We start from the raw sequence: 14,305 nt of genomic DNA on the forward strand, positions 1-14,305 counted from the left end.
AGGGAGAAATTGCGATGAGCATTGCGCCGGATCAGGAAACCGAAATGACGCTGGAGGAAGGCCAGGAAATCGACGCAGCTCACCCTAATCCGCATATCCGGCAGGTCGCCGAAAAGGACATCAGCTCCGCTATTGCCCTTGCCGGTCATCCCATCCACGCCATGCTGGTGCACTTCCCCATTGCCTTCGTTATTGCCACCCTTGGCGTCGATATCTTCTACTGGTTCACCGGCGACCCATTCTGGCTGCAGGTGAGCATCTGGTCGGCCGGCGCCGCCTTTGTGTTCGGGGTGCTGGCCGCACTGGTTGGCACGGCCGAACTGCTGGCTGTGCCGGGTATTCGCGTGCGCGTTGCCAGCTGGAACCACGCTATCGCCGCCATGGTCATGCTGGCGATCGTGGGCGCCAATGCCGGTCTGCGCCTCGTCTGGCCGGAGCAGGTGCTGCCCAATGGCATCATGCTCTCTGGCCTCGGCAGCCTGGCGGCGGCTTTTGCTGGCTGGCATGGCGGGAAGCTGATTTTCGATCATGGTGTCGGCCTCCTCATCTCATCCAAGGGATAAAGGGGCCCAGAATTTCGCCGAGCCGCCCCGGCACAAAAAGGTCAGCAATTAATGCTGGCCATTCCAGTCGCGGCTTGGCGAGTACGAGGAACAAGATCGTGCTGACCGCGAGGAGCGTCAGAGGTACCACAATGGCGAAGCGCCACAGTGGATAATTTCGGCCGGGTTCAAACAGTCTCAGGATCATCAGACCCGAAAAGATATGGATGCCGGTTAGGGCGGATACGGCAAGCAGCTTGGCCGAAAACCAGGCCTCATAAGTGCCCATGAGAAAAATCAGCACCGTGCCAGAGGCCACCGCGACGAAGGCCGCGGGCGAAACCATCCCGACATATAGGAAGCGGGCAAAGGCATGCAGGCGATGGAGCGCGTCGTCCTCAAGCCCCTTGCGCTGAAGATAGAGGAAGGGGAGGCCAAAAAGGCCGGCACTCCAGAGCGCGATGCTTGCGACGTGGAACAGTTTAAACCACGTAATGATCACGACGCGGCCTCGCGATCCGGTCCGAGAACATTGCCGAGGCGCCAGAGCATCAGGGCGAGAAGCGGCAGATTGGCGGGCACCCACATGATCAGACCACCTAAGTGCTGATCATCCTGAGGAGAGAGGCCAAAGGCCTGCGTGGTCGCAAAATGCGGCAGATAAAGCGGATCACCCGCAAAAACCAGAAGTGCGCCCAGCATGCCCATCTGGACTGCGCTCAACAGCGCGGCGAGGCCGGCGTGGAACGGCGCATCTGCATGGATCAGCGCCAGCCAGAGCAGCGTAAACGTGCCGAGCAGGCTCAGTTGCATGGCCCAATAGATCGCGGGGGCGAGGAAGGCCCCGGTATAGAGATTGGGACTGTGCCAGAGCCACAGCGCCGCCGTGGACAGGGCGAGGGCAGGCAGAAGGGATGCTCGTCGGGCCCACTGGCGGGGGATCGAGATGGCCAGGAGCGGCGCGACAAACATTGTCAGCACGACGTGATGGCCAACTCGCGCGGAAAAGAGGCTGACCGTCAGAGCGCAGAGTGGAGACACATAGAGGGCCGCTGCGGCCAGCCAGGCCGTTGCAAAAGCCAGACGGCGATGGGGGCCGGCCTGTCTCGTGAGGATAAATCCGAGCCCGGCAATCACCAGGAGGGCGACGAGCAGGGTGAGATCGAAATTCCACCGCGACCATAGCGCCGCCGGCAGGACCGGCGGGCCGCAATAGCTCATGTCGAAGGAAAAGGCTGACGCTTGGTCCATTTCCGTTCCGTTTATTGAGTGACGCTTAATCTCAGGCGCTAGTTCCCCTCACTCTCCCCCTGCATCGCGGAGACGGCCTCGGCCGTCTGCGGCAGCGCATAGGCGAGGAAATAGTCGCCGACCGGGGTTTCCATGAAGGTGTGTCCGCCGGCGTTGATGACGAGGAATTGCTGGCCGTTGACCTCGTACATGGCCGGGCCCGCCTGTCCGCCTGCCGGCAGTTCGACTTCCCAAAGCACCTCGCCGGTGCCGATATCCATGGCGCGCAGCAAGTCATCGGTAGCGGCCGCGATGAAGATCAGGCCGGATGCTGTGACCACGGCCCCGGCATTGTTCGGCGTGCCGATATCGAGGGGCAGCATGGATGGGATGCCGAAGGGGCCATTCTTGCGGGCGGTGCCGAAAGGCTTGTCCCAGAGCACTTCTCGCGTGGTGAGGTCGATGGCGGTGATGCCGCCATAGGGAGGCTGGGTGCAGAGCATGTCGGTAAAAGGCACACGCCATCCGGCATTGACCCTGATGCCCCAAGGCGTGTCGCCCTGCGGGTTGATATTGTCGGGTGCGCCGTCCTCGGAACCACCCTGATCGATGGGACGCACGCCAAGAGCGTCGACTTCGTCGCGCGGGATCAGGCGGTTGAGATTGGCGGTGTTGTTGTAATTGGCGACCATGATGTTGCGCACCGGGTCGATGGCGACGCCGCCCCAGTCCGAGCCACCATTATAGCCGGGCCACTGGATCCAATCCTGATCAGCAGAGGGTGGGGTGTAGATGCCCTCGTAATAGGCCTGCCGATACTGGATCCGGCACCAGAGCTGGTCCAGCGGGGTCATGCCCCACATGTGCTTTTCTTCGAGATCGGGCTGCAGAAGGTTGGGGAAGTCGACCACGAAAGGCTGGGTGGGCGAGAGGCGCTCGGGCTCGACGCCCCCCTTTGGGACCGGACGTTCCTCAACCTCGACCAGAAGGTCACCGGTGCGTCGGTCGAAAATCCAGAACATGGCCTGCTTGGTGGGCAGGATCAGCGCTGGGACCGGACCATTTTCGGTCGGGAAATCGATCAGGGATCCCTGCGAACCGAGGTCATAATCCCAGATGTCGTAATGGACTGTCTGATAGTGCCAGACGACGTCTCCGGTCGTGACATCGAGGGCGACGAGCGCGGTGGAATAGGTGTTTTCCTCTTCCGAGCGCATCCCACCCCAATAGTCGACGGCAGAATTGCCCAAGGGCAGATAGACGTGACCAAGCTCATTGTCGCCCGATGCAATGGTCCAGACATTGGGCGTGCCCCGCGTATAGGTCTCGCCTTCGGCCGGCAGCCCCTTTTCGCCCGGACGACCCATATCCCAGGCCCAGAGCATTTCGCCGGTTTCGGCATTATAGCCGCGCACAACGCCCGATGGAGCGTCGCGGCGCTGGTTGTCGCGCACCTGCGAATGGACCACGGCGACATTGCGCACAATAGTCGGTGGGGAGGTGGGCGCGTACCAGCCCGGAACGGTGTGACCCAGGCCCTCTTCGAGGTCCACAATCCCGCCGTTGCCGAAATCGGTGCAGAGTTGGCCGGTCTGGACATCGACGGCGATGAGACGCGCGTCGAGCGTGTTCATCATGACGCGTTCGGCGCAAAAGTCTTCGGCGCTGAGCGTAGGGGCAGCGTAGTAGGCCAGGCCCCGGCAGGTGGCGTTATAGGGAATGGCGTCGGGCGAGACCTGCGGATCATAGCGCCAGCGCTCGAGCCCGGTCTGCGCATCGAGGGCAATGACCGTGTTCATGGCTGAGCACAGCAGCAGCTGGTTGCCGATTTTCAGCGGCGTGTTCTGGTTGGAGTAGCGCTCGTCCTCCTCAGGCATGTCGCCGGTGCGGTATTCCCAGACCAACTCAAGGGAACCGACATTATCCTTGGTGATCTGCTGGAGGGGCGAATAGCGCGTCGCGTGGTGGGTGCCGCCATAGGCAGGCCAGTCGGCACCCGCCTCAGGCATGTCGTAAGCCAGCAAGCTTGCGTCCTCGCTGGTCGGGTCTGTTGCCTCGGTCGGCTCATCCGTCGCCAGAGGGTCAACAGCATCTGGCTGGCTCACAGCGGATGGGGCAGGGGTGACTTCGGGCGCGGCAACCTCCGTCGGAGGCGTTGGCACTTCCTGAGCGAAGCTGACTTCGACCCCGTTATTTGCCACGCCCACCGCGCTGATCAAACCAGCCATCGTCACACCGATCGCGGCCAATCTCGTCCCCATAGCTCGACTGCTGCGTCGCAGCGACGGCCAGGTCGACAGCACGATCAGCAGGATCACGGTAGGGGCCACAAGCCGCGGCACTTGCGCCCAGGCGTCCAGACCAGCTTCCCAGAATGCCCAGAGAAGCGTACCGCCATAGGTCACTGCATAGGCCAAAATGGCGTTGCGCTCGCCCCGGAAGAGGAAATAGGCAGTCGCCAGCAGGCCCAAGCCAGCGGGGAGGTAGTACCAGGAGCCTCCCAGGGTGATGAGGTAGAGACCGCCAGCCGCAATGGGGATACCAAAAATGACCAGAAGTATTGCTACGGCCAGTCTCCACCACTGAGCAGGGCCCCCGGAAACTGTCTGCTGCTTGGCCACGTCTGTCATCAGGATCCCCCATTACCACAATAGGCGAACGCGGACTCGGGGCCATGGTTCCGACAAAATCCCGCCGTTTTTCCCGTTGTCCGTAATATTTGCGGTGGGCAATACGTCGATCTCGGGGTGGATTTTACCGAACAGGAGCAGGGTCTAGGACCACTTGGCGTTGACGTCGTCGATGACGGTGCGCAGGCGTTCCAGGTACTCGGACGTGTCGTCGCGGCGGTAGCTGAGAATGATGGGACTGGTGACACTCTCGGAAAGGTCGCGATAAACGACGTCGCCACGTTCCATCAGCCGAACGGAGGCAGGGACCACGCAGACCCGACGGTCGATGCCACCAGCCCGATCGCGGTCTGCAGTTCGCGCACTTCGTGGATTTGTGCCGGCTCCAGTCCGCGGTCGCGGAAGATGGACAGGACCTGGTCCGCATAGCTCGGGCGCGGTTCGCGGAGATAGATGATGAGAGCCTACCGGGCCAGATCCGCGAGCGATACCGGCCTTTCCCCCGCCAGGGGGTGGCCCAGGGGCAGGGCGGCCACAAGCCTTTCCTCGCGCACCACTTCCCTGCGCAGCGCTGGATCGTCGAACCGCACACGTCCGAAGCCGACATCGATCCGCCCCTCCTTGAGAGCGGAGATCTGCTCGAGACTCACCATTTCGATCAGGGATAGCTCAACCTCGGGAGCAAGCTCCCGGAAGCCTCGAATGACGCGCGGCAGCTTGGCATATATGACCGACGGAACGAAGCCGATGGCGAAACGCGGCCGTTCGGACGCGGCAAACGGCTTCATCGTGCCATTCATCTCATCCATGCGCTGCATGACGCCGAGGGCCTGCTCCCGAAACATGCCGCCGCCGCGGGTAAGGCTCAGCGGGCGGCTCTCGCGGTTGAACAGCTGTACGCCAAGTTCAGCCTCCAGTTGCTGAATCTGTCGGCTCAGCGGTGGCTGCGCCATGTTCAGTTTTTCGGCCGCCCGGGAGAAATTGAGCTCCAAGCTTCCCCTTCAAACACCTGGCGCATCTCTTCATAGATGTCGTTGAGCCAGGAGGTCGGGATGATCCTACAATCGATGCTGCTGCGCGTCTCTGGTCGCCATTGGCGTCGTCGTCCTGACGGGCGTTGGTGGTATGACGTCCTTCGGCCAGGCGGCATCAATGGGCGTTGGCGCTTATACGACTGCCATTCTTTGCCTGCATCTGGGGTGGTCGGCGTGGTTTGCCTTGCCCGTTGCGCTGTTGGCAACAGCCGTGGTCTCGCTGGTACTCGGATTGCTGACGATCCGTCTTTTAGGTCACTTTCTTCCCCTTGGGACGATCGCCTGGGGCCTGGCGCTGTTCTACTTTTTTGGCGCCTCCCCGATGCTCGGTGGCTATGGCGGATTGTCCGGCATTCCGCCTGTTCCCCGTCAGCGCCCATGGCAGATTCAGGGTTGAGCTTTAAGGAGTGTTTTGGTCTCGTCGTCTGACGAAGGAACCAAGATGACTGCTAAATCCCCGAGCACCAAAAAGCCTGCCGAGCAGGTGGTGAAGGACATTCGCCGGGCGACCCGACGGCACTTTTCAGCTGAAGACAAGATCCGGATCGTTCTCGATGGTCTGCGCGGCGAAGACAGCATTGCCGAACTGTGCCGCAAGGAAGGCATCGCGCAGAGCCTGTATTACACTTGGTCGAAAGAGTTCATGAAAGCCGGCAAGCGCCGACTGGCGGGCGATACTGCTCGTGCTGCGACCAGTGATGAGGTCAAGGATCTGCGCCGAGAGGCTGGTGCGCTCAAGGAATGCGTTGCCGACCTGACGCTGGAAAACCGTCTGCTTAAAAAAAGCATGATCGCGGATGGGGACGAGCCAGAATGAGATATCCCGCATCCGAAAAGCTCGAGATCATCAATCTGGTTGAGCAGTCGCACCTGCCCACAAAACGCACGCTGGACCGGCTGGGCATCCCGCGCCGGACCTTCTATCGCTGGTATGACCGCTACCTCGGTGGCGGTCCTGAAGCACTAGAAGATCGGTCTTCGGCACCCAGTCGGGTGTGGAACCGGATCCCGACTGCCGTCCATGATCAGCTCATCGAGATGGCGTTGGAAGAGTCCGAACTCTCGCCTCGGGAGCTGGCTGTGAGCTTCACCGACCAGAGGGGTACTTCGTGTCCGAAGCCAGCGTTTACCGGCTTCTCAAGGCCCACGACCTGATCACCAGCCCGGCCTATGTGGTGATCAAGGCGGCAGATGCGTTCCACACCAAAACGGTGCGGCCCAACGAGATGTGGCAGACCGATTTCACCTACTTCAAGATCATCGGCTGGGGCTGGATGTATCTGTCCACGGTGCTCGACGATTACTCGCGCTACATCATCGCCTGGAAGCTGTGCAACACAATGCGGGCCGAGGACGTCACTGACACGCTGGACATGGCCCTCGCGGCCTCAGGCTGCGACCAGGTGCATGTGCATCACAAGCCCCGGCTGCTCAGCGATAATGGCCCCTGCTATATCGCCAGTGAACTGGCCGATTATATCCAGACCAATCGCATGAGCCACGTCCGCGGCGCCCCGATGCATCCCCAGACCCAGGGCAAGATCGAGCGCTGGCACCAAACCATGAAGAACCGCATCCTGCTGGAGAACTACTTCCTGCCCGGCGACCTGGAGGCCCAGATCGGCGCCTTCGTCGAACACTACAATCACAGGCGCTATCATGAGAGCCTCGACAACGTGACCCCGGCAGACGCCTACTTCGGCAGGGCCGCAGCCATCATAAAACAGCGCGAAAGGATCAAACGACAAACCATCCAGCATCGGCGCTTGCAGCACCGCAAGCTCGCCGCATAACATCAACCCAAAGACGAGGCCGATACTCCGCTAATCCAAGACCCAAACTGCGCCAAATGATCTGACGACGGACAATCTGGAACCGGACGGTCAGCAGCCACATGATCAAGTCCTGTCCAAGAGGAACTCCAGACCATCGCTGATGCGCCCACTTCAGTCATTGCCGCGGACTCAGCAATTGCCTGAAAGCGGACGCGGAATACCAAGGGATTCGGAGTCTCATCACGTCAGGGAGTAGACCCAGCAAGCCGACCCAAGGCGGCTCGAGCTGGCGGGGCCCATGTTGTCTTTCCGCCCTTTCGTCCGAGCGCTCCATTGTCACCAATGATTAGGCAGGTGAGCGCTTTGCCGACGGCCCAACCGCGAGCGCGGCGCATAGTGGCTTCATCTAGATCGGACGAATAGCACTTGAGGAAATGGTTCACTGCTCCGTCCGGCAACAGTAGCCATGCTGAGCCCAAGTCGCACGCCGGATCACCAGCACACATGTCCCCGAAATGTAAGCGGTGTTCTGCGGCCACGTAGGTTCAGGGTCGCGGGAACTGCACGACGTTGTTGCCGCGCATAAAGGCGATGGCTCCCTCGCTTTTCAGTGTGGCCAAGGCAGCATCACGCGCCTCGCTGTCGGTCTGGAACTGATTGTCCCAGACGTGGCTGTCGTTCTGGTGATCCACAACCTCAAGGGTCCAGGTCTCATCCGTTTCGAGCCGATGGATATTGATCAAGAAGGCATAACCATCGACCACTACCCGCTGGCTTTTTCCTGATGTGACCAGGTTGGGGTCGTCTTGATCGTTCATGGGGGCCTCGTTGCTGGTGGTTTTCTGACTATGCCGCCAGAGCCAACAGCGTCAATCACCCAGGCTTGCAGGATAGTTCCACGGGAGCAGTTCGTTGATCAGGCTCTGCCTATGTCCGGTGACGATGGCATGGAGTGTCGCGGCCAGCCAAGCGTGAGGATCCACGCCGTTCAGCTTGCAGGTTTCGATCAGCGAGGCGATGACGGCCCAGTTCTCGGCACCGGCGTCGTGACCGGCAAAGAGCGCGTTCTTCCGGTTCAGCGCAATCGGACGGATGGTCCGCTCGACAGCATTGTTGTCGAGCTCGATGCGGCCATCGGTCAGGAACAACTCGAGCCCGGCCCAGTATTTGGCGATGTAGCTGAGTGCCTCCCCGAGCGGCGCTTTTGCGGAGACGCGGGCGCGATGATAGTCGAGCCATTCTCTTATTCGTGCGGCGCCCGGTGCTGATCGCTGCTGGCGAGCGGCGAGGCGGTCATCCGGACACAAGCCTCGGATATCGGCTTCAATGGCATAGAGCTCGCCGATGAGCCGCACACCCTCTTCTGCAATCGGGGCAGTGCCGGCGCGTGTGATCTCAACCAGCTTGCGCCGAGCATGGGCCCAACAATAGGCGAGCTGGATACCCGGGCCGACGCGGCCGGGCGCGATCAGCCGATTGTAGCCGGCATAACCGTCGACCTGCAGAATGCCGCCAAAGCCCTGCAATATCCGTTCGGCATGAAGGCCACCTCGGCCCGGAGCATAGGTGAAGGCCACACCGGGTGGTGCGGTGCCATTCCAGGGACGATCATCGCGGGCCAAAGCCCAGAAATATCCGGTCTTGGTTTTTCGCGCCCCAGGATCGAGCACCGGCGCGCGGGTTTCGTCCATGAATAGCTTCGATGACCGTTTCAGGTCCGCCATCAGGGCATCGTAGACCGGACGCAGCTCGAATGCGGCCCGACCGACCCAGTCGGCCAGCGTTGATCTATCCAGATCAACACCCTGACGGCTGTAGATCTGCGCCTGGCGATAGAGCGGGAGGTGATCGGCATATTTGCTGACCAGGACATGGGCGACCATGGCCTCGGTCGGCAGCCCGCCCGGGACCAGCCGAGCCGGCGCCGGCGCCTGCACCACCCCGTCGGTGCATGAGCGGCAGGCATATTTGGGGCGGCGGGTGACGATCACCCGGAACTGGGCCGGGATCACGTCGAGCCGCTCGGACACGTCCTCGCCAATGCAATGCAGACCGCCGCCGCAGCCACAGACCAGGCTTTCGGGTTCAATGATCTCCTCGATCCGCGGTAAGTGCTTGGGGAGCGAACCACGATTGGCGCTGCGCCGCTTGGCCGGCCGGCGGGCGGCGCGATCCTCGGCTTCGTCCTCGGCGTGGACGGCCGCGATGGCCGTTTCCAGATCTTCCAGCGCCAGCTCGAATTGGTCCGGATCGCTCTTTTCCGATCGGCGCCCGAAGGCCGCTTGCTTGAACGCGGCAACCAGCTTTTCCAACTGGGCGATCCGCTCGTCCTTGCGCTGATCGCGCAACGCCGCAGCGACAAGCATCGCCTTGAGGGCGGCAATGTCGTCGGGGAGTTCGGCGGTATCGAGCATGACCGGAATCTACCAGATCAGGCGCCGCCACTCCCGCAAAAAGAGAAGCCCTGAGTCATCCTGCCGCAGTCATTCGACGGCTTCTGGAGCCCGCGCTTCCACGGCCCGAACCCGCCGCCAGTCGAGCCCGGAGAACAGGGCCTCGAACTGCGCGTGGCTAAGCGTCATCAGCCCGTCCTTCACTGCAGGCCAGGTGAACTCATGCTCTTCGAGCCGCTTGTAGGCCATCACCAACCCGGTGCCATCCCAGTAGAGCAGCTTCAGCCGGTCGGTCTTCTTGGCGCGGAACACAAAGACCGTGCCGGTGAACGGGTCCTTGTGCAGCTCGTTCTTCACCAACGCCGCCAGGCTGTCGTGGCCCTTGCGGAAGTCGATCGGCTTGGTCGCCACCATGATCCGCACTCGGTTGGAGGGTAAGATCATGAGGCCGCCATCAGCGCGTGGACCACCGAGGCAATCCGGGCCGCCGAAGCGCCTGGCTCCAGCCGGATGGTCACTGAACCCACAACGACCTCCGGCCCAGCCGATACCGCCGGCTCCGCCGCCGCAAGTGCCTCATCAACGGGATCGACCATCAGCGTCGCAAACTCCACCGCATCCTCTGGTGCCGGCAGCACCAGTTTCCCGTTCCGCGCAAGGGTTCGCCAAGAGGAGACATGGTTGGCCTTCAGCCCATGCCGATCCGCAACTTCACTGACGGTCGCCCCCGGTCGCAACGTCTCGGCGACAATCCGCGCCTTCACCTCATCAGGCCACTGCCGATTGCGACGCCGCCTCCCGCCACTTGTGAGAAGCTCCATTGGAGCGTCCATGGAGAAACTCCCGCACTGACATCAATCAGTGCGCAATCTCATGGCTCACAGCATGGCAGAAGATGGGGGTGGGACAGCGCTTACCCCGAAATCTATGATGCCGGAGAAGTTGCCGTCTTTGGTCAGGACATTTGCTGGGTGCAAGTCCGCATGCAGCCAAACTGGTCGACCGTCCCACACTGGAGCAGCGACAGCGTCCTCCCAGATCCGAAGCAGTTTATCCACACTTGGGATCAGGTCGCGCCCCGCTGCCTCGTTGAGGGAGTTCTGGAAGCCTGCCTCGATTGAGGCAAGGGGTCCACCTCGCCCATCACGGCTGATAGGCGCATCCTCTGGGGCCGGATGGTGGAGGGCCGCCAAGAACCGCGCCAAGGTGGTCGCGGCTTCGTCACCGAGCCACGCAGGCTCTCTGTCGGCGGGTTCTCCATGGATCCAGGTGGTAACCATCCACGAGCGCGAAAAAAGCTCAGATGGCCTACCGAGCCGCTGCGGGACCGGGATGGGCAGAGGAAGGCGGGTCGCGAGGGAGGGCAGCAGCGCATATTCCTTGAGAAGCACCTCTTCCGCGCTGTCGGTACACCACGGTAGCCTTACAGCGAGATCTTCCCCAAGCCTCCACATCTGATTGTCCCAGCCCAGTGCACCAAATGCCACTGGCAGTTCGGCTAGGTCAGGATGCTGCTCCTGCAGCAGTGCCACGATCAGCTTGCAATCAATTTCTGGTGTCACGGCAGACATCACCTTTGTTTCGCGAAGCTCGCCGTGAGTGCCCGGCGGCCGGACCAGATCAATAAATGAAGCTTGAAATATGGCTCGCCAACTGCGTGGTAGCGGCGGCGGCATGCAATCGCTGCTTCATCTCGCAGCCGAGCGATGGGCCAATCAGCTTTGCGCCCAATTGCGGTCATTCGACCGGCCTTCGCCAATCCCAGAAGCGGACATCGGGTCAGAAAGTGGGTGCGGTAAGGCGTGATGGTGGTCACAAAAGCTGATCAAGCTCCTTTTGAACTTGGTCACTCGTCAATGAGGTCCGGGTTTTCCGATAAGCGCTCCAGCCATTTCAACCTTTCCCAAGTGATCCTCAGATGGCAGTCGAGAAAGGCCCCCATTCGAAAAGCTGCCTGAGCCAGCAGCGGCAGCTTCCGCCTGGCATGTGCTGGCGCGGTATGCAGCCCATTCTTCATGGGCGACATGGAGCTTGGTTTCCAATTCAGAATTGACGGATGGTAACAGCTTATCCTGCAAAATCTCTAAGGCCGCGTCTGCCTCGTCGACTGCAACGGCCAGGCAGTCGAGCATGGCAACGGTGACACCGTCGGTTGCTGCCATGCAGCGATCATGTTGATCTTGGAGAGCCAAGACTGTTGCTGACTGCGTAAGCCACCAGGCCACGATAAACACTGATACTGTTCGTTTTAGCATTTTGGCCCTCGTCACAGTGTTCTGTCTCGCTGTCACTCCGGACAGCGACCGTAGATTTCGACGCGCTGCGGTTCTGCCATCGCAAGAAGATCAGGCGTGATGCGGTAGAGGTTGACGAGACTGCTCATGCCATCAAGTGTGCGGGCACGCATTTCCAGGCCTCTTTCCCCCTCGATTGTATCTAATTTGAAGGCAGCAAAAACGGCTGCTGGATCGAAGCTGCGGTGAAATTGCGCCCCGCCGATCCAGTCGAACCTGTAAACAATTTCTCCGCCTGAATTCGCAGCGACCATCTCTAAACTGGCTTCGTCTAGTTTGGTGAGTGTGGCCCCTCGGACTGTGTCATTGCCGCAAAACCGCTCGATGTAGCTGCCGATAAGGCCCGGATCTGGCTGCGCCCCATTCAGGTTTGAAAGAGTGGTGAGTGGCAACCATTCTCCTTCAATGTCATCAACAACGTTGAGAGGGCTTACCTGACCAAAAATCCGGTTGGCCTCGGCGAAGTCTACGTCAATCTGAGCGTGGGCCGGGCCAGCAATGACAATGGCCAATGTTAAGACGAGCGTGAAGCGCATAAACGATCCTCTAGCGTGTTTGAAAGTGGGACGCCTGCCAGCGAGAAGAGCTTGGTCGAAACGGGCCAGTTATTTTGATTTTCAGTCCACTACGGGCGGATGCGCGAATCTCATCAAGGAGCGCGCAGCGAACCTGAGACGTTCATTGTCGTCATCCAGGAACCTGGAAACAGCCTCATAAATTTCAGGAAAGCCGCCGGCTTCGGCGAAAGGCGCTATAGTATGGAGTGCCTGATAACGAACATCCACACTGGGATCATCAAACATGGCGATGATGACCGGGATGAAGGCCGGGTCTTCGCTGCGGCGAAAGACCTCCAGCGCTTCCTTGCGAACCGGAATAGTTGGTGACGCGAGACCGGCATGCGCGGTTTGGAGGATTATCGCCCGATGTTCGCCGCTGTGAGGCAGAAGGTGGGCGAGGAGTACGAGCACGTCATCCTGAATTTCCGGATTGGCTCGAGCGAAGGCGTCAACCAATGCCGGGATTGCGGTGATATCGGCATCATCAGGCGCGTGTTGAAGCAGTCTCAGCCGCTGCGCGTTGACATCACCTGCAAAATTTTTGGCATCGACGGACGGGCTGGTCGCCGTAGCCGCCAGCGATGTCAAAGATTGTTCACCGGCAGACGGCGCCGAAACTGCCAGAGTAAAAATCAGTGCGATCAGAGCAATTGTGTGGGTTTTTGGCATTTGAGACCTCCTTGGATTCAACGCAGTGATTAGGGCGTGCTCCAGGCGCCAAAAGGCGCGGGGTGAGTTGGGCTGGTCAGGCAGGGCGTGCCAAAATAGCCCACGATGTATCGGGTCGGACCGGCATCGAAGCCGGAATCGAGGGAATAGGTATTGCCGGTGATGGGCTCAATTGCCGCGATATTGACGCCGCCATTTTCAAGGTCGCGATCCCGGGTGATCCTCCAGTTGCTGGCCGCCCAATGCGTGCGAAGAGCGGATAGAGTTTTGCCTGCATTCTCGGCTCTCGCCACACCACGCCAGCCGACGCGGACGTAATAGATTGCGCAGAAAACTCGCCGGCCTTGCCCTGGCAGCGATTGATGCGAACCGAGAATGCTTCCGTTTCGACATCCAGTTCAGCGACAAATCTGCTTACGGCCGATGAAAAGGCGCTTGCGGCCTCATTGGGAGCAGCGACTTGCAGGGCCTGCGCTGGTGACACGGCTTGCAGAATGGCGGTCGACAAAAGCATGCTGACTATGGTTGGTTTCCGCATCGTGCCGCCTCACTGATCCAACTGGCCTCCGATGATGAGACGCGTGAGGTCGGCCAAACCTTGGTCGATAAAAAGCGTTGGCCACGCCGAGGTTTTTAATCCTGCTGGCGTCAAAAGGAGGTGTTGCGCTTCCTTTGGAATGGTTGAGGAAATCCAGCGGACATGGGTTAGCTCGCTGACAGCTGCAAATATTCCTGGAGCTGGACGAAGGCATAGGCCATCGCGCCTGCAAAAAGCACCAGACTGACCCAGATCAGTTGAAGAAAGACGCGTTGCAGGGTCCAGCGGCGCCAGCGACAGATACCCCAGGCAATGATGAGAAGCTGGTAGCTCGCCGGATAGAGAAATAGCGCCGCGAGGCCGATTGTATAGCCGTGCGATCCGGCATCGCCCTGGATTGCCGATGCGCCCATGATCCACGGCAGCAAAAACAGTGCAGCCGCGATAGCGATGATCAGAGGAATGCCGTGAACAATCAAACCACGCCAGATCATACTGCACCTACCAGCATCGAACGCTCTGTTGTCACCGCTCCGCTTTGCGTGATCAACGCTCCACCTGAATAATTCTGATATTTAGACGCCGGAGGCATCGCAAGGTTTGGTCTGGCGGTGCAACATATGTTCGTCAGGGAGCCCTA

Annotated in this window: 17 protein-coding genes and 1 pseudogene; 3 read left to right on the forward strand and 15 right to left on the reverse strand. The window is 60.4% G+C overall.

The genetic code is table 11. The annotated features are described in order from the left end of the window. Window positions 1-14 precede the first annotated feature (14 nt). Entirely contained in the window at window positions 15-563 is a 549-nt protein-coding gene (locus NYQ88_RS04575; protein ID WP_275653780.1) for a DUF2231 domain-containing protein, read from the forward strand. Here the strand turns inward: NYQ88_RS04575 and NYQ88_RS04580 are convergent. The 5 genes from NYQ88_RS04580 to NYQ88_RS04600 all read right to left on the reverse strand — a co-directional run bounded on the left by NYQ88_RS04580 (window position 544) and on the right by NYQ88_RS04600 (window position 5,394). After that, window positions 544-1,044, reverse strand: a complete 501-nt coding sequence (locus tag NYQ88_RS04580) for a CopD family protein (protein ID WP_275653781.1) — start codon at window positions 1,042-1,044, stop codon at window positions 544-546. The two genes, NYQ88_RS04575 and NYQ88_RS04580, sit on opposite strands and share 20 nt — an antisense overlap. Then, on the reverse strand, window positions 1,041-1,793 hold the full coding sequence (locus NYQ88_RS04585; RefSeq protein ID WP_275653782.1) for a cytochrome c oxidase assembly protein: 753 nt from the start codon (window positions 1,791-1,793) through the stop codon (window positions 1,041-1,043). Before NYQ88_RS04585 ends, NYQ88_RS04580 begins: the two co-directional genes overlap by 4 nt. A 38-nt stretch (window positions 1,794-1,831) precedes the next feature. Beyond that, window positions 1,832-4,402: a membrane-bound PQQ-dependent dehydrogenase, glucose/quinate/shikimate family gene (locus NYQ88_RS04590; protein ID WP_275653783.1), complete on the reverse strand. Its 2,571-nt coding sequence runs from the start codon at window positions 4,400-4,402 to the stop codon at window positions 1,832-1,834. 144 nt (window positions 4,403-4,546) lie between these two features. After that, window positions 4,547-4,714: a hypothetical protein gene (locus tag NYQ88_RS04595; RefSeq protein ID WP_275653784.1), complete on the reverse strand. Its 168-nt coding sequence runs from the start codon at window positions 4,712-4,714 to the stop codon at window positions 4,547-4,549. Between the two features lie 152 nt (window positions 4,715-4,866). Beyond that, entirely contained in the window at window positions 4,867-5,394 is a 528-nt protein-coding gene (locus NYQ88_RS04600) for a LysR family transcriptional regulator (RefSeq protein ID WP_275653785.1), read from the reverse strand. A 100-nt stretch (window positions 5,395-5,494) separates the two neighbouring features. Here NYQ88_RS04600 and NYQ88_RS04605 point away from each other — a divergent pair, with 100 nt between their 5' ends. Both NYQ88_RS04605 and NYQ88_RS04610 read left to right on the forward strand, forming a co-directional pair. Further along, complete coding sequence (locus NYQ88_RS04605) at window positions 5,495-5,833, forward strand: hypothetical protein (RefSeq protein ID WP_275654845.1); 339 nt, start codon at window positions 5,495-5,497, stop codon at window positions 5,831-5,833. Window positions 5,834-5,878: 45 nt separating this feature from the next. Further along, window positions 5,879-7,229 (forward strand): annotated as a pseudogene (locus NYQ88_RS04610) (IS3 family transposase). Window positions 7,230-7,756: 527 nt separating this feature from the next. Here NYQ88_RS04610 and NYQ88_RS04615 read toward each other — a convergent pair. From NYQ88_RS04615 to NYQ88_RS04660, 10 genes are all read right to left on the reverse strand, one after another. After that, the gene (locus NYQ88_RS04615) at window positions 7,757-8,029 is read right to left on the reverse strand and encodes a hypothetical protein (RefSeq protein WP_275651997.1); all 273 of its coding nucleotides are present in this window, start codon (window positions 8,027-8,029) and stop codon (window positions 7,757-7,759) included. Between the two features lie 51 nt (window positions 8,030-8,080). Beyond that, window positions 8,081-9,625 carry an IS66 family transposase gene (locus tag NYQ88_RS04620; RefSeq protein ID WP_275651996.1) on the reverse strand — a complete coding sequence of 515 codons (1,545 nt, stop codon included), beginning with the start codon at window positions 9,623-9,625 and terminating at the stop codon, window positions 8,081-8,083. 69 nt (window positions 9,626-9,694) lie between these two features. Continuing rightward, window positions 9,695-10,048 carry an IS66 family insertion sequence element accessory protein TnpB gene (tnpB, locus tag NYQ88_RS04625; protein WP_275651995.1) on the reverse strand — a complete coding sequence of 118 codons (354 nt, stop codon included), beginning with the start codon at window positions 10,046-10,048 and terminating at the stop codon, window positions 9,695-9,697. Next, a complete protein-coding gene (locus NYQ88_RS04630) occupies window positions 10,045-10,437 on the reverse strand; it encodes a transposase (protein WP_345774611.1) in 393 nt (130 codons plus the stop codon). Before NYQ88_RS04630 ends, tnpB begins: the two co-directional genes overlap by 4 nt. A 45-nt stretch (window positions 10,438-10,482) precedes the next feature. Continuing rightward, window positions 10,483-11,280, reverse strand: coding sequence for a phosphotransferase (locus NYQ88_RS04635; protein ID WP_275653786.1), 798 nt, complete (start codon window positions 11,278-11,280; stop codon window positions 10,483-10,485). Window positions 11,281-11,457: 177 nt separating this feature from the next. After that, on the reverse strand, window positions 11,458-11,766 hold the full coding sequence (locus NYQ88_RS04640; RefSeq protein ID WP_275653787.1) for a lysozyme inhibitor LprI family protein: 309 nt from the start codon (window positions 11,764-11,766) through the stop codon (window positions 11,458-11,460). A 125-nt stretch (window positions 11,767-11,891) separates the two neighbouring features. Further along, window positions 11,892-12,434, reverse strand: coding sequence for a hypothetical protein (locus NYQ88_RS04645; protein ID WP_275653788.1), 543 nt, complete (start codon window positions 12,432-12,434; stop codon window positions 11,892-11,894). Between the two features lie 81 nt (window positions 12,435-12,515). After that, window positions 12,516-13,127, reverse strand: coding sequence for a hypothetical protein (locus NYQ88_RS04650; protein ID WP_275653789.1), 612 nt, complete (start codon window positions 13,125-13,127; stop codon window positions 12,516-12,518). 29 nt (window positions 13,128-13,156) lie between these two features. Then, complete coding sequence (locus tag NYQ88_RS04655; RefSeq protein WP_275653790.1) at window positions 13,157-13,420, reverse strand: hypothetical protein; 264 nt, start codon at window positions 13,418-13,420, stop codon at window positions 13,157-13,159. A gap of 412 nt (window positions 13,421-13,832) precedes the next feature. Next, window positions 13,833-14,159 carry a hypothetical protein gene (locus tag NYQ88_RS04660; RefSeq protein ID WP_275653791.1) on the reverse strand — a complete coding sequence of 109 codons (327 nt, stop codon included), beginning with the start codon at window positions 14,157-14,159 and terminating at the stop codon, window positions 13,833-13,835. Window positions 14,160-14,305 lie beyond the last annotated feature (146 nt).

The organism is Devosia sp. SD17-2, from assembly GCF_029201565.1.
In the GTDB taxonomy this organism is placed as follows: domain Bacteria; phylum Pseudomonadota; class Alphaproteobacteria; order Rhizobiales; family Devosiaceae; genus Devosia.

Excerpts from the sequence above, each read along its gene's own strand:
- tnpB (WP_275651995.1), bottom strand. The coding sequence starts at position 10,048 with ATGATCTTACCCTCCAACCGAGTGCGGATCATGGTGGCGACCAAGCCG.
- NYQ88_RS04620 (WP_275651996.1), bottom strand. The coding sequence starts at position 9,625 with ATGCTCGATACCGCCGAACTCCCCGACGACATTGCCGCCCTCAAGGCG.
- NYQ88_RS04630 (WP_345774611.1), bottom strand. The coding sequence starts at position 10,437 with ATGGACGCTCCAATGGAGCTTCTCACAAGTGGCGGGAGGCGGCGTCGC.
- NYQ88_RS04575 (WP_275653780.1), top strand. The coding sequence starts at position 15 with ATGAGCATTGCGCCGGATCAGGAAACCGAAATGACGCTGGAGGAAGGC.
- NYQ88_RS04660 (WP_275653791.1), bottom strand. The coding sequence starts at position 14,159 with ATGATCTGGCGTGGTTTGATTGTTCACGGCATTCCTCTGATCATCGCT.
- NYQ88_RS04615 (WP_275651997.1), bottom strand. The coding sequence starts at position 8,029 with ATGAACGATCAAGACGACCCCAACCTGGTCACATCAGGAAAAAGCCAG.
- NYQ88_RS04645 (WP_275653788.1), bottom strand. The coding sequence starts at position 12,434 with ATGCGCTTCACGCTCGTCTTAACATTGGCCATTGTCATTGCTGGCCCG.
- NYQ88_RS04585 (WP_275653782.1), bottom strand. The coding sequence starts at position 1,793 with ATGGACCAAGCGTCAGCCTTTTCCTTCGACATGAGCTATTGCGGCCCG.
- NYQ88_RS04635 (WP_275653786.1), bottom strand. The coding sequence starts at position 11,280 with ATGCCGCCGCCGCTACCACGCAGTTGGCGAGCCATATTTCAAGCTTCA.
- NYQ88_RS04590 (WP_275653783.1), bottom strand. The coding sequence starts at position 4,402 with ATGACAGACGTGGCCAAGCAGCAGACAGTTTCCGGGGGCCCTGCTCAG.
- NYQ88_RS04650 (WP_275653789.1), bottom strand. The coding sequence starts at position 13,127 with ATGCCAAAAACCCACACAATTGCTCTGATCGCACTGATTTTTACTCTG.
- NYQ88_RS04640 (WP_275653787.1), bottom strand. The coding sequence starts at position 11,766 with ATGGCAGCAACCGACGGTGTCACCGTTGCCATGCTCGACTGCCTGGCC.